Origin of the sequence: Fibrobacter sp., assembly GCF_045601785.1 — a bacterium.
Taxonomy (GTDB): domain Bacteria; phylum Fibrobacterota; class Fibrobacteria; order Fibrobacterales; family Fibrobacteraceae; genus Fibrobacter.
The window spans coordinates 19,868-40,589 of sequence record NZ_JAZSAF010000075.1 but is presented as its reverse complement, the minus strand read 5'-3'; the positions used below and the strand labels follow the sequence as shown (position 1 = coordinate 40,589).

Annotated in this window: 14 protein-coding genes and 1 tRNA gene; 9 read left to right on the top strand and 6 right to left on the bottom strand. The window is 53.6% G+C overall.

Annotated features, from left to right (window positions below; translation table 11 throughout):
- Positions 1-19: 19 nt before the first annotated feature.
- Both pheS and ACKI61_RS11925 read right to left on the bottom strand, forming a co-directional pair.
- Positions 20-1,042: a phenylalanine--tRNA ligase subunit alpha gene (gene pheS / locus ACKI61_RS11930; protein WP_072801315.1), complete on the bottom strand. Its 1,023-nt coding sequence runs from the start codon at positions 1,040-1,042 to the stop codon at positions 20-22.
- 89 nt (positions 1,043-1,131) lie between these two features.
- The gene (locus tag ACKI61_RS11925) at positions 1,132-1,707 is read right to left on the bottom strand and encodes a pyridoxamine 5'-phosphate oxidase family protein (protein WP_407457913.1); all 576 of its coding nucleotides are present in this window, start codon (positions 1,705-1,707) and stop codon (positions 1,132-1,134) included.
- 175 nt (positions 1,708-1,882) lie between these two features.
- On the opposite strand from ACKI61_RS11925, the gene ACKI61_RS11920 reads away from it, so the two are divergent.
- A complete protein-coding gene (locus ACKI61_RS11920) occupies positions 1,883-3,850 on the top strand; it encodes a carbohydrate-binding domain-containing protein (protein ID WP_407457912.1) in 1,968 nt (655 codons plus the stop codon).
- A gap of 22 nt (positions 3,851-3,872) precedes the next feature.
- Here ACKI61_RS11920 and ACKI61_RS11915 read toward each other — a convergent pair whose 3' ends face one another.
- Positions 3,873-5,189, bottom strand: coding sequence for a toxin-antitoxin system YwqK family antitoxin (locus tag ACKI61_RS11915; protein ID WP_407457911.1), 1,317 nt, complete (start codon positions 5,187-5,189; stop codon positions 3,873-3,875).
- Positions 5,190-5,284: 95 nt separating this feature from the next.
- On the opposite strand from ACKI61_RS11915, the gene ACKI61_RS11910 reads away from it, so the two are divergent.
- From ACKI61_RS11910 to ACKI61_RS11875, 8 genes are all read left to right on the top strand, one after another.
- On the top strand, positions 5,285-6,088 hold the full coding sequence (locus tag ACKI61_RS11910; RefSeq protein ID WP_407457910.1) for a hypothetical protein: 804 nt from the start codon (positions 5,285-5,287) through the stop codon (positions 6,086-6,088).
- Between the two features lie 7 nt (positions 6,089-6,095).
- Positions 6,096-6,617 carry a hypothetical protein gene (locus ACKI61_RS11905; RefSeq protein ID WP_407457909.1) on the top strand — a complete coding sequence of 174 codons (522 nt, stop codon included), beginning with the start codon at positions 6,096-6,098 and terminating at the stop codon, positions 6,615-6,617.
- 7 nt (positions 6,618-6,624) lie between these two features.
- Positions 6,625-7,368, top strand: a complete 744-nt coding sequence (locus ACKI61_RS11900; protein ID WP_407457908.1) for a hypothetical protein — start codon at positions 6,625-6,627, stop codon at positions 7,366-7,368.
- Between the two features lie 45 nt (positions 7,369-7,413).
- Positions 7,414-7,497, top strand: a tRNA-Leu gene (locus ACKI61_RS11895).
- A 93-nt stretch (positions 7,498-7,590) separates the two neighbouring features.
- Positions 7,591-8,193, top strand: coding sequence for a GNAT family N-acetyltransferase (locus ACKI61_RS11890; RefSeq protein ID WP_407457907.1), 603 nt, complete (start codon positions 7,591-7,593; stop codon positions 8,191-8,193).
- 81 nt (positions 8,194-8,274) lie between these two features.
- Positions 8,275-9,123, top strand: a complete 849-nt coding sequence (locus ACKI61_RS11885) for a TIGR02147 family protein (RefSeq protein ID WP_407457906.1) — start codon at positions 8,275-8,277, stop codon at positions 9,121-9,123.
- Positions 9,123-10,463, top strand: coding sequence for a carbohydrate-binding protein CenC (locus tag ACKI61_RS11880; protein WP_407457905.1), 1,341 nt, complete (start codon positions 9,123-9,125; stop codon positions 10,461-10,463). The genes ACKI61_RS11885 and ACKI61_RS11880 overlap by 1 nt, the downstream gene beginning before the upstream one ends.
- A 62-nt stretch (positions 10,464-10,525) precedes the next feature.
- Positions 10,526-12,256, top strand: a complete 1,731-nt coding sequence (locus tag ACKI61_RS11875; protein ID WP_407457904.1) for a maltotransferase domain-containing protein — start codon at positions 10,526-10,528, stop codon at positions 12,254-12,256.
- Positions 12,257-12,369: 113 nt separating this feature from the next.
- Here the strand turns inward: ACKI61_RS11875 and ACKI61_RS11870 are convergent, their stop codons facing one another.
- The 3 genes from ACKI61_RS11870 to uvrA all read right to left on the bottom strand — a co-directional run bounded on the left by ACKI61_RS11870 (position 12,370) and on the right by uvrA (position 20,675).
- Positions 12,370-12,963: a hypothetical protein gene (locus tag ACKI61_RS11870; RefSeq protein ID WP_407457903.1), complete on the bottom strand. Its 594-nt coding sequence runs from the start codon at positions 12,961-12,963 to the stop codon at positions 12,370-12,372.
- Positions 12,953-15,286 carry a formylglycine-generating enzyme family protein gene (locus ACKI61_RS11865; protein WP_407457902.1) on the bottom strand — a complete coding sequence of 778 codons (2,334 nt, stop codon included), beginning with the start codon at positions 15,284-15,286 and terminating at the stop codon, positions 12,953-12,955. Before ACKI61_RS11865 ends, ACKI61_RS11870 begins: the two co-directional genes overlap by 11 nt.
- 70 nt (positions 15,287-15,356) lie before the next feature.
- On the bottom strand, positions 15,357-20,675 hold the full coding sequence (gene uvrA / locus ACKI61_RS11860; protein ID WP_407457901.1) for an excinuclease ABC subunit UvrA: 5,319 nt from the start codon (positions 20,673-20,675) through the stop codon (positions 15,357-15,359).
- Positions 20,676-20,722 lie beyond the last annotated feature (47 nt).

Below are 20,722 nucleotides of genomic sequence, written 5' to 3'. Positions count from 1 at the left end.
AAGCCCGACCTCGCACCGCTTAGAACTGGGAGAGGAATCTCTGGTCGTTGCTGGTCAGGAGGCCAATTTCCGGGATGGCGTGGCGGAGCATCGCGATACGGTCGAGACCGAAGCCGAATGCAAAGCCCGTGTACTTCTCGGAATCGATGCCGCAGTTCTTGAACACGTTCGGGTCCACGGAACCGCAACCGCCGATTTCCATCCAGCCGGTTCCCTTGCAGCGACGGCAGCCCTTGCCACCGCAGAACACGCAGCTCACGTCCATTTCGGCGCTGGGCTCCGTGAACGGGAAGAAGCTCGGGCGGAAACGTGTCTTGACGCCTTCGCCGAACAGCTTGTTCATGAACACCTGCAAGACACCCTTGAGGTCTGCAAAGCTGATGTTCTCGTCGACCACCAGGCCTTCGCACTGCTGGAACATCGGGGCGTGGGTCGCATCGTTGTCGACGCGGAACACGTGGCCCGGAGCAATCATGCGGAACGGCGGCTTGTGGGTTTCCATGTAATGGATCTGCGTGCCGGAGGTATGCGTACGCAGCATCACCTTGTCGTCCACGTAGAACGTATCCTGCATGTCGCGGCTCGGGTGGTCGGGCGGCGTATTGAGCGCCTCGAAGTTGTACCAGTCCGTCTCGATGTCGCGACCGAAGTCCACTTCGAAACCCATCTGGCTAAAGAAGTCGATAATCTCTTCGCGCACGTCGTAAAGCGGGTGCGTGCTGCCGGCGGGGATTCCCGCGCCCGGGAGCGTCGTATCTACAAAGCCACTTTCCAGCTTTTTCTGGAGGGCAGCCTGGTTCGCGGTCTCGATAGCCTTGTCGATAGCCTCGGAGACGGCGACCTTAAGTTCGTTCACGAGCTTGCCGTAAGCCGGGCGTTCCTCGGCGCTCAAGCTCCCCATCTGCTTCATGAGGTCGGTGACGGCCCCCTTCTTGCCCAGGTACTTCACGCGGAGGTTGTTGACGGCTTCTTGGTTCGTAAGGTCGGTTTGCGCAAGTTCTGCGTCAAACGCCTGCTTCACATTGTTAATAGCTTCACTCATAGTGGCTACAAATTTAGCAATTTTCAGTCAAAGGTGGAGGTCTCCCCCTCGCTTTAGTCACGGCTCCGCCGTGTCTGCCGCTTCCCCCTCTACGGGCGCTCAAACGCCGCGCCCGTAACGCCTGGCTTTGACTTCCCGGTAAAATTCGTGCTCGTTATCTTGAATACGGTCACGGCGGCGGCCTGTGCGGGCGTGAATTCGAACTTGTGCGGGGCCGCGTGCGTAGACTGCGCCGGTTTTGCGGACTGCGCGGAACTTGAACCGTGCGCGGCGCCTGCGGCCTGTCGTTCCATCAGGAGCGAGAGCCCGCGGCATTTTTCTGCACTATCCTCAACGATTTCGGCCTTGCCCTGCCCGACAACGCTTGCATAAAAGCGTCCGCTCTTGCAATAAACATCTTCGTGAATCTCGATGCGGTTCTCGACGCACATGCTGAACGCCACATTCGGATTCTTGCGGATGCAGTCGAGTTTCTTGCCGACATGCGCACAGTGGAAATACAATTCCAGGACACCATCCATCAAACTATACCCGAACGACATCGGAATCACGTAGGCCATTCCCGCGTTTACATCGTCTATCATCGCAATGTGGCAGGTCGTACACTGCTCGATAATTTTTGCAATATTTTCGTCGCCTAAAACTTCTCTATCCTTGCGCCGCATTGTTTTCTCCAAAATCAAAGCAACCTTCCTAAAATGTAGTTATTTCATCAAGATCTACTTTACACGCCTTTTACACAAAAAGAAGTTTACTTTTATTGACTTTACCACCCATTGCAATTATTATTGTAGGCGGTGTCTACCTTTTTGGGATGTCGAAAAGCAAAAAGGAGTGTGTATGAAATTGAACAAGTTGCCAGTGTTCGCGGTGTCAGCAACTTTGTGGTTTGCAGCATGTTCCGACGAGAATAACGCCGTAGCGAATCTCGAAGGTTACGCCACTTCTCCCGAAGAATTTATTTCAGGCAACGAGATTCCGACGAACGATATTCCTGACACCCAAAATCCGGGAACAGAATATCCGGGCTACCAAAATTCAGGCCCCCAGGTTCCTGGCAATCAGTTTCCCGACTCAGGACTTTCTAGCGCAAGCAGCGAATTTCCCGGCGGTGAGCTAGGCGGCAACGACATTTTCAGTTCCAGCAGTGCTATCCCAGGCAACCCTCCCAACCCGAATCCGAGCAACGAAACTGGCGATGACGAAAACGACAATGAAGACGCTCGCACCTTGAACGGCACGCAAATTCTCTTGAAACTTTCCGGCACATCGGCTACGGTTGAAAACAACAACGGCTGTGTCGAAGTTGCAGACAAAGTTGCAACCATTACTTGCCCGGGCGCCTACTATGTAACAGGAGAATCTTCCGATTTTCAGGTGGTCGTAAATACTCCGGGTACCGACAACGAAGGCAACACCGGCATCTATCTCCATAACGCCACCTTGAAAAGTTCCAATTCCCCCATCCTCGTGAAGAACGCCGACAAAACGGTGATTCACCTGGTCAAAGGCACCACCAATGTGGTCGAAGACGGCAACGGGAATCATTTGTTCACAACGGTCAACGGCAAGCAGGATACGGCCAAGGCCGCAATTTACGCAAAAGACGACTTGAACATCAAGGGAGCAGGCAAGCTGACCGTGAATGGCAATTTCAAGAACGGCATCCAGTCCAGCAATGACCTTAAAATCAAAAATGGTGACATCACCGTAATCGCAGCCGACGACGGCATCAAGGGCAAGGGCAGTCTCCATATTTCCGGTGGAACCTTGAATATCACCGCCAAAGCGGGCGATGGCCTCGAAAGCGACGAATGTGTCGAAAACGCAGACGGTTCTTTCAAGGACACCGTGGCAAACAAGGGCTTCGTAAAAATTTCAGGAGGTAACCTTACCATCAAAGGGCGCAAGAGTGGTATCAAGGCTGCCAACTACATTGACATTAGCGATTCCACCGAACCCTCGACCGTCAAGATTGAATCTTCCAACAAGGGAATATCTGCTGAAAAATTTCTCTACATCAACAGCGGCACCATCGATGTAAAATCTGATTCTTCCGCCTTGCGCACCAACTGGCAAGTCTACATGAACGGCGGCGACGTGACTATTTCTACAAAGAAAAAAGGTATTCACGCCGATTCTGCCCTGTACCTGAGAGGATCTACCATCAACATCGTCACGGCCTTCGAAGGCATAGAAGCATTCAAGATTTTCGCCGAAGGCGGCGTGACATCTGTATTTGCAACCAACGACGGCTGGAACGGCGGTGGTGGTCCCAAAAACAACAGCAGCTCCATGGCCATGTTCAGCGAGAGCAGTGGCTATATCACCATTAGCGGAGGCTACCACTACATCAGCGCGAAAGGCGACATGATCGACGTTCTGGACGCAAACGGCACCGCCAAGATGACCGGCGGCGTGTTGATTCTTGAAATTACCGGCCAAAGCTACGAAAATCAGGGTGGCATGGGAATGGGGATGGGCATGGGTTGGGGTCCCAGTCAGCAGGGCGGCAACAACTGCGGAGCCTATAACTTTGCAGGAGGTCTCATCGACACCGATGACGGATTCTCGATTGCCGGCGGTGTACTCCTCGCATTCGGCAATTTCTCCACCGACACTCCCAGCTGCGCAAACCAGACCTACAACAGTAGCAACTACTACGGCTCCGACAAGGCCGCTTTCAAGCCCACCTACCAAGGCAATTACATCCTTTACGGTGGCGATGTGAATTCGGTCGCCCAGGTCAATACGGCTGGGATGCAGGAACTCAAGTTCCCCAACGGAACAAGCTACATGTACAGGTAGGGATTGTCGCGCATCGCTATGCTCAGGGAGCTCCCTCACCCAGCAAATGCATAATCACAGGCCGGTTCTTGCCGGCCTCTGTCTTATGGATTGTTAACTTACCTGTGCTATCGTAACTGAACTGTTCGCCCACGCGTTCACCATTCACATAGGTAAGGCTATCCATCAACACGCCATTTTTGTACCAGTTGCGCATGATTCCGTTACGCTTCAACAAGCCATCTTTCGGATCCACGCTCCAGAAGACTTCGCTCGCAAGACGCCCACCCATACTGTCCGGGAAAAAGCTCCTGCTTTCAACAATTTGGCCATCCTTCCAATATTCCTCGTAGAGCAGCAGGCGCCCTGGCTTGACATAGCGAATCGTCGCCGGGAATTTACCAATACTTTGTTCAAAACCCACACTCTGCGACAGATTGGAACCATCGAGTACCCCACTTATGCCGCCTACATACGAGGTCTCGGCACAGAACTTGGACATGTCGCCGTCACAGGCTCCATAGACCACCCCGGAGACGCGCAAATCCACTTCGCGGGCGAGATTTCCATTTTCGTTGAACCACCGCCATACAGAGTCCCGCTTGCCGTCGTTTCTCCAATGTTCCTGCTTCATGGGAGTCCCGTCGGCCCTATAGTAGGTAACCGTTCCAACAAGTACGCTGTCCTTTCCTGTCGGTCCCTCGCCGAGTACCCCCTGCACCCGCAGACGTCCCTTTCCACAGTTGGCGGAATCCACCACATCGCCGTAGCTTTCGTAATAGAGAGAGAACGGTCCTACCAGCTTTCCATCCTTGCAGGTCCATTCTTCGAGCAGGTGGCAATCCTTGGAGAAACGCTTCAAGTAAACCACGCTGTCCTGCCTGCCCTGGGCCGATTTAATTTCACGCTTGGGGTCCCATTTGGCATGGCAGTTTCCTTCCTGCTGCAAGGCGCCATTGTCGTACCATTTCTTCCAGATGCCCACAGCGTCCCCCTTGTCGTCGTAATGCTCCTCGAAGGCACGCATGCGGTTGTAGTGCCAGCCCTCCCAGTCGCCTACCGGATGATCGTCTTCGTAATAGTAATACGCTTCGACCTTCTTGTCGCTAAAAAGGGCTGTCCATTTGCCGTCTTTAAGTCCTTTCTTGTAGCGCCCAAGCAAGGCTACATCTCCAAAGCCAGTCCATCGCTTGAAGTCTCCGTGCGGCACCCCGTCCTTATAGGGAATCTCCAGTTCCTTGATGCCGTCAGTGTACCATTCGTTCCTTTTCAGGATTTCACCATCGGGGTACACCCAGATCGATGTCTTTTTTGCCCCGTTTGCGTGCTCGGCGAGCACCGTTTCTTCGGCTCGTTCCACCGTGCACCCCAAAAACAAGAGGCAAACCGCAAAAAACATCAAAAAAATGAAATTTCTCATAGCTATCAAAGTATAAAAAAGTTAATTTCTAAAAAGTGCTAGAGTTAAAGAACAAATCGATTGCCGATACCTTTAACGCAAGGATCCGCTCCCCCTGGGCGTGGGTCGTTTTGGCGGTTGCCGTTGGGCTCACCGTCCTGTTCTATTTTTCCCAGAAACCGCAGCTCATCATGTACTCCCGCTACATCAAGACGCTGTCGGACTTTCAGCTACAGGAATCCTACACCATGCGTAGCATGGAACGCGTCCGCATCGGTTTTGGAATCGACACCGTGTTCGTGCAGGCGCAAACGATGACACTCCGCGAAATGGCCGTTTCATTCTCCAAGGAAATGGATGAAATCCGAGGACTTGGAGTCAAAGCCCCCTCACGCGAATCCGTTGAGAGGCTCGAACGGGAAATACTCGCCAAGGTTTCCGGAATGCGGCGCTATGCGGCGAGCAGAGCCGCCTGGCACTCGGAACTCAAGACCGTAAAGCAACATGTCGCCGCACTTTCTTCTCCTGCAGAAGCACCCATCCAAAACTTGCTGGACTCGGCCCGCGCAGGTTACCTGGTCGGACTGGCCGGCCTTGGAGATAGCGTCGTCGCCACGATTCCCGATACCCTCCAACAATCCATCGCAGCTCTCCTGCAAGAAAACGAGGAACTATGTCTCGCATGGAGTCGTTTCAACAACGAGATGGCCGTGATGTACAGCGAGGACCTCATCCAATTTTTCCAGAGCAAAATCATAGACGAGATGTCGCTCAAGTCCAAGATTCCAATGGCGTTCTACTTTCTCACTCTCGTTCTGATGCTCTCCACCTTCTTCTTCATTTTCCGTTCCAAGCAATAGAGTTACGATGCGATTCTTTACTTCCCGCAAACCCGCCCTGCTGAACTTTTCGCTTTTGCTGATGTTCCTTGCCGCGTGGCTCATGTCCTACATTCTCCCCGCACTCAAAGGGCTCATTCAAGAAGACCAACTATTCTACGGCACTGTTTCGCATGCGGCGATCCCAAGCGTCTTTGGCGGGAGCAACGTTCCGTTTTTCGACAAGACCATTTTCCAGATTAATGGGGACGACCAGGTCAATTTTGTACTGTACGCATCCAAGGAAATGCTCGACGATATGTCGGACTGGTACAGCTTTGCCGCCATAAACGCAGGCGATGTTCCGCTCGAAGTTTCGGCAGCTCGCATCGACGAAAAAACATTTATCGTCCATAGCCTAGCCTCTTCCGACGGCGAAATGGACTTTGAAACGCTTGTCATGGACTACCAGGTCTATTACGGATTCATCGGATGCACGATCGTGCTTGCCATGATGCTTGCATCGCTAATCCTGTTCATCCTGTGGCTCGTGAAAAAGAGACGAAGATAGTCTAGACATGTCAAAATTATTCTTTCTGATTCTGTCGCTAGCAGCGCTTTGTTTAGCCGATCCGCCTTCCGACACGTTATTCGTAAAGCGATTGGATTCTCCACTCAAAGGCCCCCTTCTGGTTTCGTCTGGCGCAAAATCATCGGAAGTCCCTGTCGGAGTGTGGCGCCTCCCCAATAACAAGTCCACAGCAGGGACCATTCTCTGGTTCCACGGCGGCATGACCAGCGGGAACTGCCAGAAAGGGCTCATCGCCGGGAGCGACTTAGCCAAGTTGCTTCCCCAGTACACCATTGTGAGTGCATCGGCCTGCAAGCAGAACCACTGGGTCGATGAATCTACCATACAGGTTGTCGACAATGCGCTTGACTTACTCTCCCAGAGGAGCGGCAAGAAAATCGAAACGGTCTCGCTTGTCGGGATTTCAGACGGCTCCCTTGGCGTCATTGCCTATTCCCTTTGGGGCAAGCGCAAGGTTCAGAACAGAGTCCTCATGAGTTCCTACGGGGTCTCGCTTGGACCGGCAGTCCAGGTGGCAGGACAAGTTCCGCTAAAAAACGGACGCTGGAGGTTCATCCAGGGCGGCTCCGACCGACTCTACCCCGCCGAAGCCACGCTCCCCTGGATACAGGAATTCTGCCAAAACATAGGCACAGCCTGCGACCTCAAGTTCGACCCGCAGGGCGAACACGACTGGAGTTACTGGCAAAACAAGCACAAAGAGTGGTTTTTAGAGTTTTTTTCTAAATAACCCTTGACAAAAAAGGCAAAATTTTCAAAATTTGGCTTACCCCACGCGGATGTGGTGGAACTGGTAGACACGCTAGATTCAGGTTCTAGTGCCTGCAAGGGCATGAAGGTTCAAGTCCTTTCATCCGCACTGAAAAACCGCCGGATTCGTCCGACGGTTTTTATTTTCTCCAACGGCCCACCGCCCACTGCCTGCTGTCTACTATTTACTACATTCACATGTATGGAGAACTACGAGGACTTTTTCACCGAGAACTTCGAGACCGCCACCATCAAGGGCGAGCTCGTTACGCTCAGAGGCATCCACGAGACCGCCGAAGGTCCCGGCTCGGCAGAAAACATATTCAATGCCATTGAGGGTTCCCGCGAATTTCTCAACGAGCACCTCCCCTGGATTCAGGAAACAGACATATTTGATCTCCAGAAGCGCATCCGTTCCTGGGTATTGAACGAACGCTTCGGACAAGGCGGTTGCTGGCTCATCTTCAAGAACACCCCCGAAAATTCTGACGGGCTGTTTGCCGGCGCCATTATGGCAGAAATCAACCTAAGAAACCATTCCGCAACGCTCAGCTACTGGCTCACCAAGCCCTTTACCGGGCAAGGGCTCATGACCGAGTCGGTCCGACTCATCTCCAAGTTCGCCTTCGAAAAGTTGAAGCTCAACCGCCTGGAACTGCTTGTGTCCGTCCACAACGGGAAAAGCGCCGCCGTCGCCATGCGCTGCGGCTTTGTGGAAGAGGGCATAAACCGCGATTTTGAACTCATAAACGGGAAATTTGTGGACCACAGGCGCTTCTCGCTTCTCGCCCGCGATGTTTACTAACGGTTACATTGGTTACTGGGGTAAACGAGAAACGCAAAAAATATTTGTTTTTGGGCAAGAAACTCTTCTATTTTTTAGAATATGGAAAATGGAGAAAAGCAGAAACTCGTAGAACCAGATATCCTGCAGTACACGAACTACAGGGTATTCCTGCGCGATTACTACGAATACAAGAAGAAGACCTCGACGGCCTTCAGTTTGCGGTTTTTTGCCGAAAAGGCGGGGCTTTCGAGCCACGCCCACTTAAAGCTCGCCATTGACGGCAAGCGAAACATTACCAAGAACACTGTAACTAAGCTCATTCACGGCCTCGGGCTTGAAAACCAGCGCGCCGCCTATTTCGAAAGCTTAGTGTTCTTCAACCAGGCACAGACTGACGCAGACAAGCAGATTTACTACGCCCAGCTCATCAAGGCAAGCCCCCGTTCTAAGCTACACAAGATGGACAAGGCCCAGTTCCGCATCTTCCAGGAATGGCACCATTCCGTAATCCTTGAAATGGTAGGGCTCAAGGACTTCAGGCCCATTCCCGATGCCATTTCAAAGAAGCTCCGCGGGCTAGTCACCCCGGCGCAGGTTTCAGAATCCCTGAAGCTGCTAATGGAACTGGGACTGCTGGTCAAAACCGCGAACGGTTACCGCCAGCGTGACCCGTTGCTGACCACCGATGACGAAGTGCAGGACATGATGGTTAAACTCTATCATTTCCAGATGCTCAAGCTCTCGGCGACCATGCTCAGCGATCTTCCGGGGGCAGAAAGGGACATTTCGGCGCTTACTTTTGGAATTAAGCGCTCAGATTTCCCCAATTTGAAAAAACACATCCAACTAATGCGAAAAGAACTACTAGATTTCTCTGCTAAAGCAGGAGAAGCAGAAGATGTTGTGCAAGTCAACATCCAGCTCTTCCCCTTGACCCGAGGAGTGTGATGAATTTCTTTTTGCCCATTGCCACGATTGCCGCTTATGCCGTTACGGTTTTATCTTTAACCGTTTCCTTTGTCGCATGCTCCAACGACAAGTCCATGGCAGGCATCGAAATCGGCAATCCAGAACTCGCCGATGCAGATACCACAGAAAAAGATACTACCGTCAAGGACACTGCCGAAAAGAAGCAGCCCGCCCTTCCGCTAGTCGCAGCATTTTCTATTGACTACTCTGACGCAAGTTCCCAGGCGTTCGCCAAGAAGGCCGCCCAAGAAGAACCGATGCTGTTGGATTCGTTCTCGCTCGTGCTCACGCAGGTGCGTTCGTTCTCCAGCTACTATACTAGCGTCTCAATCGATCCAGTCCTTGGTCTCCAGTTGTGGCCCTATGAGGACAGCCCCGAGGAAGAACTCGAAATCTCGTTTACTGAAGGTTCCTCTATCGAAGACCCATTCAGGGACATCGACCTGCAAGAAGAAGGCTACCTGAAGGAAATGGGAGTCGGCTTCCGTCCCGACGAGACCTCGGCCATATTCGGCCGTCTGAAAATCGGCAAGAAGTACATTCCCTTCGTCTACAGTCTCTCGAACTTCCAGACGCTCATGCTCCGCTACCACTACTCGCAGATCGACACTGCGGGCGGAAAGGCGAACCTGTCCGTTGTCTTCAGGGTCAAGCTGTTCACAAGTGGTCTCGACTTCTCCGGTGTAGAGGTCGGCGAAGACAGCGTCATCCACATCGACTCCAAGTACAACTCGGGACTGTGGCAAGAACTCAACAAACAGTTCGTCACAAGCTTCCAGCCGCTGCGCTACGACTACACGACAGCCGCCGGCGAAGAGCTTTCCGAATATGTCCTGGACATTTGGAACGGCATCGCCGCGAAGAAAGGCGAAAACACGATTATCAACGGGAACTTTGCTTCTCCGTTCACCACGGACTGGATTCTGATGAACCAGTTTGGCGGCCAGGCAGACACTTCTGTCTTAGACGAGAAAGGCAAGGCGAGCATCATGTATGTGGACGTCACCAAGGGAGGCAAGCACTCCTACAGCGTACAGCTCATTCAGGAGAACGTGGCTCTCGTCAAGGATGTTCACTACAAGTGCATATTCACCATCTGGTCTGACATCGAAGACTCCATTACGGTGCGAATCGGTTCCTACTCCACCTACGAGACCGTCGGGTTCCAGCAGCATGTCAACGTGCAGACTACTGGTCACTCTGTCGAAATCGAATTCGACGCCAAGGAGAGCGATCCGTTCGCACGATTCGAAATGAACCTTGGCGGACAAGAACGCAAGTTCTGGATCAAGGAAGTCCAGGTTCTTCGACTAGAGTAAAAAAGCTTAACGAATTTTAAGGCTCGCCACGGCGGGCCTTTTTTGCTAAATTTTTAGTTACTATGGCTACAATTCCTACTCGCAAAGACAATCTCGTTATCGAAAACATTCGTCCCCAGATCGAAGGCGGACGATTCATGCTCAAGCGTGAACCGGGCGACACCGTCACGCTTACCGCGGACATTTTCCGCCACAGCCACGAAAAATATGACGCGGCGATTTTCTACCGCCACGATTCCAAGAAAAAATGGGAAAAAGCTCCCATGCACTTTGTCGATAACGACCAGTGGGAAGGCTCTTTCACGGTCAACAACATCGGCTACTATGAATACAAGATTTGCGCCTGGACCGTGGAACCCAAGGACGAGCCGACCGAAAGCCCCGTGATGAAACTCCGCGTGGATCCGTCTTACGCCCGCATCGGTACATGGTACGAAATGTGGCCGAAGAGCCAGGGCACCGACCCCAAGAAGAGCGCTACCTGGAAGGATTGCGAAAACCAGCTTGACTACATCGCTGGCCTCGGCTTCGACACCGTTTACCTTGTACCTATTCACCCGATCGGTGTCACGAACCGCAAGGGCGCGAACAACGCCCTGCACGCCAAGGTGGACAAGAAGGGGAAGCCCTTGGAACCGGGTTGCCCGTACGCCGTAGGTAACAAGAACGGCGGCCACTACGATGTGGACCCCGAACTTGGTTCCATGAAGGATTTCGAACACTTTGCCAAGGCCGCCCGCAAGAAGGGACTTCGCCTCGCGCTCGATATTGCGCTCAACTGCAGCCCCGACCACCCGTACGTGAAATCGCACCCGGAATGGTTCTACCACGAACCGGATGGCAGCATCAAGTTCGCCGAAAACCCGCCCAAGAAGTACGAAGACATTTACCCGTTCGACTACTACAATAAGAACTACAAGGCCCTGTGGCAGGAAATCGAAAACATTATCTTGTTCTGGGCCGACAAGGGCATCGAAATTTTCCGTATCGATAACCCGCACACCAAGCCGTTCCCGTTCTGGGAATGGCTGATTGCAGACGTCAAGGAAAAGCATCCTGAATTGGTGTTCCTCGCTGAAGCGTTCACCCGCCCGAAGATGATGCACCGCCTTGCAAAGTCGGGCTTCGACATGAGCTACACCTACTTCGCCTGGCGCTCTGCCAAGTGGGAATTCGAACAGTACCTCAAGGAACTCACGCAGTCCGATGCCAAGGAATACATGCGCGGAATCTTCTTCCCGACCACTCCGGACATCTTCCCGAAGTACCTCGCCTACAAGGGCCCGAATGCATTCAAGCAGCGCTACTTCTTGGCCGGTACGCTTTCTAGCCTCACCGGCATGTACAACGGCTACGAGCTCTGCGAAAACATCCCGAGCCCGATCAAGGAAGAGCTGCAGGACAGCGAAAAATACCAGTACAAGGTTCACAACTGGTACGGTCCCGGCATCCAGGATTTCGTACGCCGTGTAAACATGGCTCGTCAGGAGCATGTGGCACTCCAGGAATACGACAATCTTGAATTCCACTACTGCGCCAACGACCAGCTGATGGTCTACTCCAAGAAGTCTGGTGAAGACACCATCCTCTGCGTCTGCAACATGGACATGGATAACGCCCAGGAAGGCATGGTGGAACTTGACATGAGAAAGCTCGGTCTGAACGACGACTCTTTCTTCTTCTTGAAGGACCTGATTACCGACGAAAGCTTTGTGTGGCGCGGCAACAAGAACTTTGTGCGGCTCGATCCCGCCAAGGCTCCTGGTCACCTGCTGGTGCTCAAGAAGATCTAGTCAAAAAAATCTGCTCCGGAAAAGTCCGGGGAAATATGCCTAGTGTGAAATTAAAGAGTCCGCTCCTTCACGAGCGGACTCTTTCACATTCGATTTGCGCTTTGCGGAGGGCTTTACGACGCCTTCTTTTTTGCGGCGCGCCTCGCTTTAAATTCATCTACGATAGGGCGAATGATGCTTGCGAGATTCATCGCAGTTCCGATAAGGATCATGAACGATGCAGCCTGGATACCCACACCAGGTTCCACCTTCAGCAAGGGGATGCCCAGAGCCGAATTCAGCTGGCCAAGCTGCGCCAAGAAGAACCACATCGAAACCATGGTGAGCATTCCCATAGTTATAGACCCTAGCGGCGTAAACAAGGCGAATACGCCCGCAAGGACCGCTCCGATAAGGATTGCGTACAAAAACGGCACCGGTTCCATCTTCGGGAAGTTCGGCATCGTCTGCCTAAACTTTTGCATGGCAGAAGGATTTCCGGTCTGCATCTTGTTCAAGATTCCCAGCGCAGGTTCCTTCAGTTCCTGCTCCAGGTCCATGCCCGAGGCAACCTTGTACAGGGTGGGCTCAGCAACAACGACATCGTCGTCGCAGGAGACATTTGCCATCGGCATGAGCAGAGCCACCAGGACGAGTAAATAGGGAATCGCAGTCAGCTTCTTGAAAAGCTGCATAAATCCCTTCTGATTGACTTGCTTACTTTCCATTGCTTTCGAACAGGCTCCTAGGGAATGCGCATCGGAATCCAATAGATTCGGACCAGTAGCGCGGATCTTCGTCATCGCGTTCAGTCAAGTTCAAAAGGCTTTCAGAATCCTTCCAGGAACCGCCCTTGTACACCTTGGTAGAACCCATCATGGCACCCGTCGGGTTGGATGCTTCCACCCAGACCGAGAACATGAAGTACTTGTCACGGGTCCATTCGGCAACGTTACCGGACATGTCGAAAATACCCCAAGCGTTGGACTTCTTGCTGCTCACCGGCTGCGGACCATAACCTGGATTTTTCTTGCCTAGGCTATAGGAATTGGCCTTGTAGACAGCATAGTTGCTGGGATTGGGTTCTTCATCCAAATTCCAGAGGGCACCTTCGTTGTTGTCGGCACGGCCAGCAAATTCCCACTGGGCTTCCGACGGAAGGTCACCGCCAAGGATCTTGCAGAAGGCCTGTGCGTCGTCCCAGGTAATGTTGTGCACCGGATGGCGCGGCCCCTTGAACGTAGAACGATCCTTGATGCGCTTCGTGGAATCCTGCTTGTTCATAACATCGGCAAAGAGCTGCTGGGTCACTTCGGTCGTCTGGATGGCAAACGGGGACATGGACACCACCTTGCCCTTATAGCGGAAGGAACCGGAATCAATCAAAGCGACATTGCCGCGTTCCCTGTCGCGGACCACACGCGGTACATGCAGGGCGACATCGAGAACAATACCATCATCTTGAACCTTCAAAGTTTTCGCCTTCGGTTCCTTGACCTTGTGGGTCTTTTCTTCGACAGGACGGTTCAGCCATTCCTGAACTTCCGGCTGGTCAAAGATGTACTGCGGGAGCTCAAAACCGCCATGGGTCGTGAGTTCCTTGTTGTTGACGGAGAGCGTCAACTTGACATACTGATAGTGGTGGCGTCCCTTCAAGACACCCTGATCGTAAATCCACACCGGGTTGTTCTTCTCAATGGAAATGAATGCACGGGAAGAAGCGCCCGAGCTCAGCAGCTTGAAGAGTTCATCCGGAGAATATTCGTCTACGGTACCAGACCAAGACACATCGTAACGTTCACCTTCTTTTCCGAAGAACAGGCGAACTTCCTTGACCTTGCACCTGTATTCCGTCTTGGGCTTGCTTTCCTCGGCAGGTGCAGCTGAGGAATCTGCCGGGGCAGCAGAATCTGCCGGAGCTGCGGCAGGAGCCTTGGCAGACTCGACAACGACTTCTTCGCAATCGTTTTCGTCGTTGACAGCTTCAATCTTGGTCGGCACGAGCGACACCTGGAGCGGAAGAGCCTGCAGGCTGTCGAGCTTGCGACGAATAGCCCTATTGACGGTACCCGCGGAGCCCATCTTGTCGATGCGCCAACGGAGCTTAGCTTCTTCACGCTTGGCCTGGTAGAAATTCGCATACTTGATATAGACGCTGTCATCGGCAGAAACACCGAGCATCAGGGCCCTACGCTGCTTGGGATACTTGGATGCAAAGGCGTTTGTATCGACCAGGTCAATTTTCTTCTGAACATCGGAAGCAAGCGTATCGAACAGGACTTCCGTTTCTTCCAGGGACTGTGCGGCGGCAACCGCTTCCAGCGTGACAGACGTCGTCACCTTGACCTTGGCGGCCGTATCGGCAACTAGCATCTGCGGTTTAAGATCGATGACTGATCCTTCAGAAACCGATACGGCATCGACATAGGGCAGACGGTTAGGCGCAGAGAACGAGAAGGTGTAAACACCAGGCTTCATCGGATAAAGCTTTGACGGGACATCCTTCATGGGAACCGTAAGGGAGCTCACCGAAAGTCCCGGCACAGACTTGTCGATGGAAATGATGCCGGGGCGGCCCGTTTCCTGAATCATCTGCCATTGCCCGTTCTTCTTGAAATAAAGCTTGGGGACGCGTGGAGAATAGATGTATTCCCTATCAAAGTAGATATCTGCTTCGTCCTGGAAAGCCCTGGAAGTCTGCGTACCATAGAAACGCAGGAGCATCACTTCGGCGGGACGAAGGTAGTTTTCGGCCAAGCTAAAGGCGTGCAGCTTTTCAAAATTACTCCCGTGGACGGGACCAGAGAACCAAAGGTATTCCTTGGGGCCCTTCTTGTGGCGCAGGAACATGATGTTCGAGCGCAACGGAACCATCGGAGATTCCGACAAGATCATGGATTCCTTCTTAACAATCGCCATGTTGGCGATAGGCTCCATCAAGACCCCCTCCTTGAACATATTCGGGGCAACCCTGAAGTTTTTGTCGTTATCTGCCGCCCAAGTCAGAGCTGGCAACAGCAACAAAAGTGGAAGCAAACGAGCAAAGGACATAATAACTCCTGTATTCATACCTAATAGAAATATAAAAACATTTCAATTTTCTCACATAAAGATAACATCTTTAGTCCTGATTAGCCCCCATTTTGAGCAAATAACCGCCTTCGGAGCCCCCAACCGGGCCTAATTCCACCTTCCAATCCGAAAGCCGGATAATGTCCGGATGGTGTTCGATAACGATAACCGTATCGCCGCGGGCAGAAAGTTTGCGGAGCATGTTCCAGAGGATTTGAATATCCTTGAGGTGGAGCCCTGTAGTCGGTTCGTCGAGCAGGTAGACCATTTCCTGGGCAGGCTTGCGGGCAAGTTCCGCCGCCAACTTGAGGCGTTGCGATTCGCCGCCGCTGAGGGTCGTCACGGACTGGCCGAGTTTCACATACGGGAGGCCCACATCGCGCAGGCATTCCAACTTCGGAAGAATTTTAGGCTGGTCCTTGAAGAATTCGCAGGCTTCGGCCACGCGCATGTCGAGCACGTCGGCGATGTTCTTGCCCTTGAAGGTGACGGTAAGCGTTTCCTGGTTGTAGCGCTTGCCGCCGCAGACATCGCAGACTTCCCACACGTCGGAAAGGAAGTGCATTTCCACCGAAATGGCGCCACGGCCTTCACAGGCCTCGCAGCGGCCGCGAGCCAAGTTGTAACTGAAGCGGCCATAATCAAAGCCTTTCAACTTGGCTTGCGGCAGTTTGGCGAAAAGCCTACGGATTTCGTCAAACACGCCCGTAAAACTGGCGGGCGTGCTGCGAGGCGTCCCCGAAATCGGGCTCTGGTCCACCAGCAACACTTCGCCGCTCTGTTTTTTGCGACCGCGGGCCTGGAATTTCTTTTTCAGGCGCGGGTAGATTTCGTCCATGACCATGGAGCTCTTGCCCGAACCCGAAACACCGCAAACCACGCTAATCGCACCCTTCGGGAATTTTACAGACAAATTCTTCAGGTTGTTGTGCTTGAGCTTTTCGAACTCGTAGAATTCCGTAGAATCGGTAATGGGCTTTGCCGCAATCTCGTTCGCCATCGGGATGGTGTGCGTCAAATACTTGACCGTTTCGCTACGCGGGAACTGCTGCAAGGCGTAAGGCTTGGAAAGCTGTTCCGGAGAACCTTCGGCGACGACTTCACCGCCGAACTCGCCCGCCGCGGGGCCCATGTCAATAATGTGGTCCGCCGCCTGCATCATCTTCATGTCATGTTCCACGACCACGAGCGTATTGCCGAGGTCGCGCAGGCGGGAAAGCGTATCGAGCAACATGGCGGTATCGCTTTCGTGCAGGCCCACCGTAGGTTCGTCAAGCACATAAAGCACACCTTCGAGGCCGCTACCGATCTGGCTTGCGAGGCGAATGCGTTGCGATTCACCGCCACTGAGCGTGTCGCCCGCGCGGTCAAGGCCGATGTAGCCTAGGCCCACGCCCTTCAAGAAGTTGAGACGTCCGACAATTTCGCGGAGCAAAGGTTCGGCGACCGTCATCTTGCCGTCGGGATTCTTGTCACCCTTAAAGTTGTCGCGTTTGAAGTTTTCGTTACTGAACCATTCGAGCGCCTGGGCGATGCTCATGTGGTTCACGTCCATAATGTTCTTGTCGCCGATACGGACCGCCAGATATTCCGGTTTCAAGCGTTCGCCGTGGCAATCGGGGCAAACTTCGCCATCCTTAAAGTGGCCGAGGCCAAGGCAGGTTTCGCAAGCGCCCCAGTGCGTGTTGAAGCTGAAGTGTTTCGGGTTCAGCGCCGAATCCATGTACCAGCCGCAATCGGGGCAGCCCGGCTTTTCGGAGCAGGCCAAGCGACCGCCCTTCTCGTCTTCCACATACAGAATTCCGTTGCCATCGCGGTAGCCGCGTTCAAAGGCTTCTACCAGGCGGGCACGATTTTCTTCCTTGACCACCACCGTATCGACCACGGCGAACAACTGCTTTTCGCGAGTCGGAATCTTCGGCAGCGGAAGTTCCACCAGCTTATTGCCGAGGTAAACCTTGCGGTAGCCCTTCTCAGTGAGGATTTTCGAAAGTTTGAGCACGTCCTTGATTTCGAACGGGGCAAGCACCGTGACTTTCTTGTTCAAGTCGCGGTCGAAGGCGTATTGCATCAGGTCGCCCGCGCTGTACGAAGACACAGGCTTCCCGCATTTCAAGCAATGCGGGGTGCCGACCCTCGCCCAGAAAATGCGGAAGTAGTCATAAATTTCGGTGAGGGTCGCCACCGTAGAGCGCGGGCTCTTGCTAGCACTCTTCTGGTCAATCGCAATCGCAGGCGCCAAGCCCGAAATGGAATCGATGCTCCCGTGGTCAGGGCGGCCCAAGAAGCGGCGGGCGTACGTGCTCAAGGTTTCCACAAAGCGGCGCTGGCCTTCTCTAAACAGCGTATGGAATGCGAGGCTCGATTTGCCGGAGCCCGAAACGCCTGTGACCACCGTAAGCTTGTGGCGCGGAATCGTCACGTCGATATTCTTGAGGTTGTGCTTGCGGGCGCCATGCACCTCGATATCCAGCGACAAGTCTTCGCCGCCCTTGAGCGTGCGGTCAAAATGATGATTTTCGCCGTGCTTTTTCGCAAGTACCGGCGCGAGGTACTTACCCGTCTCGGACTTCTTGCTCTTCGCAATCTGTTCCGGCGTTCCCGTCGCAATCACTCGCCCGCCGTGAATACCCGCATCCGGGCCCAAGTCGATAATCCAGTCGGCGCACTTGATCACGTCCAAATTGTGTTCGATAATCACGACGCTGTTGCCAAGGCTACGCAGACGATTCAGGCAATCCATGAGCTTGCGGATATCTTCGAAATGCAAGCCCGTCGTCGGTTCGTCGAGCAGGTAAAGCGTCTTGCCTGTACCCGGGCGACGCAGTTCAGAAGCAATTTTAATGCGCTGCGCTTCACCGCCGCTGAGCGTTGTCGAAGGCTGGCCCAAAGTAAGGTAGCCGAGGCCCACTTCCACAAGCAAGTTCAGCGGTTCTGCAATCTTCGGAATATCCTTGAAGAATTCCGCCGCATCGGCAATGCTCATATCGAGAATTTCGGAGACGTTCTTGCCCTTGAAATACACTTCGCGCGTGGCATCGTTAAAGCGCTTGCCACCGCAGACTTCGCAAGTCACCTGCACACTGGGCAAAATGTGCATGTCCACGATTTTCACGCCCGCGCCTTCGCAGGCATCGCAGCGGCCGCCCTTCACGTTGAAGCTGAAACGGCTCTTGCTGTACCCGCGAATTTTGCTTTCTTCCATGCTGGCGAAAAGGTCGCGAATATCGTCCCAAATCTTCGTGTACGTTGCCGGGTTGCTTCGCGGCGTGCGGCCAATCGGCGTCTGGTCGATTTCAATCACCTTGTCGATATTCTCGAGGCCTTCCAGGTGGTCGAACTTGCCAACCGGCTCTTCGGAATTATAGAACACGCGGGCCAATTCGCGGCGCAGAATCTGGTTAATCAGCGTACTCTTGCCAGAACCCGAAACACCCGTCACCACAGTCAAGGCGCCATCGAGCGGGATTTCCACATCGATGTTCTTGAGGTTGTTTTCGGCGGCACCGCAAATCTTGAGTCTCGGCGTATTCTTGTCAATCTTCTTGCGTTTATCGGGAATTTCAATGGCCTTACGACCGCTCAAGTACGCGCCCGTCAGCGAAGCCTTGTTCTTCTCCAACTCTTCGACGGTTCCAGCCGCAATCACGCGGCCGCCTTCCACGCCGGCACCCGGCCCCACGTCAATCACGCAGTCCGCATGGCGCATGGTATCTTCGTCGTGTTCCACGATAATCAGGGAGTTGCCCTGCGCACGCAAATGCTCCAGCATCCCGAGCAGTTTATCGTTATCGCGGGGGTGGAGCCCGATGCTCGGCTCGTCAAGCACGTAAAGCACGCCCTGCAGGCCGGCGCCCACGGCACTTGCAAGCCTGATTCGCTGCGCTTCACCGCCCGAAAGCGTGGACGCCTTGCGGTTGATGGTCAGGTAACCCAGCCCCACCGCATTGAGGAAACTCAAACGCCCGCGAATCTCTTTCAGAATCTCCTTGCCGATTCGCTTTTCCTTCTCGGACAAGTCAATCTTATTGAAAAATTCCACCGACTTCTCGACGGACCATTCCGTCATCTCGGTCAGATTCACGCCATGGAACGTGACCGCATTCGCCGTGCGGTTGATTCGCGTGCCGTGGCATTCGGGGCAAACGCCAATCTGCATGTACTTGCGGAAGTGGTAGATGTGCCACATGTCCCACAGTTCTTCCATGATGGGCATGATTCCCCGTTCGCTCCCGCTGGGCGTGCCGTACAGCACGGCATCCTGTTGCGCCTTCTTGAGCTTGTTCCACGGCGTATCAAGCGAAAAATGCATCTCGTTCGCGATGTTACGCAAGTTGCGGCGGCCGAAGTCGCTGAAAATCAGCGTGCCGTCATCCTTCTTGATCGTCGCGATGCAGCCGTCCTTAATCGATTTCGTCTTGTCCGGGATAATCAGGTCCAAGTCGAACTTGTAGCTTTCGCCCATGCCCTTACAGGCGGGGCAGCGGCCCTTCGGGTCGTTAAAGCTGAAGAATCGCGGTTCCAGTTCCGGGATGGAGATGCCGCACTTGGGGCAAGCGAGCAAAGTGCCCTGCAAGCGATATTCTTCCTTGGCCGACGCATTTCCAGTCTGCGACGCATCCCCCGCACCATCCTTCCCTGAGCCACCAGCCGACAGCAAGAAACTCACCAGTTTTCCGTCGGTCAATTTCAGTGCGCCTTCCAGCGCCTCGCGCAGGCGGCTCATATTCTTGCGTTCCAGCGTCAAGCGGTCAATCACCGCCTCAATCGTGTGCTTCTCGTAACGCACCAGCGCAGGCACTTCTTCAAGCCTGTAAATCGTCCCGTCCACACGGGCACGCACAAATCCGTTTTCCTTGAGTTCGGCCAATTCCTTGCGGTATTCACCCTTGCGCTCCTGCACAATCGGGGCCATCACCGTAATCTGCTTGCCTTCGTCACTCACATACAAATTATCGACAATCTGGTCCACCGTCTGCGCCTGGATTACGCGCCCGCAATCGGGGCAGTGCGGCACGCCGAGGCGGGCAAAAAGCAAACGGTAATGGTCCAAGATTTCCACCACCGTACCCACCGTCGAACGCGGGTTACGGTTCACCGTCTTCTGGTCAATCGAAATCGTCGGAGAAATGCCGCGCACGCTCTCCACCTCGGGGTGTTTCATGCGGCCGATAAACTGACGCGCATACGCCGAGAGCGACTCCACAAAACGCCGCTGCCCTTCCTGGAACACCGTATCGAAGGCAAGGCTCGACTTGCCCGAACCCGACACTCCGGTCACCACCACGATAGAATCGCGTGGAATGGAAAGGTTCACATGGCGTAAATTATGTTCGTGTGCGTCGCGGATTTCGATAGACTTTGTCATGCCCCCCAATATAGAAAAAGACGGCCCTGCCGTCTAATTTTTAGTGA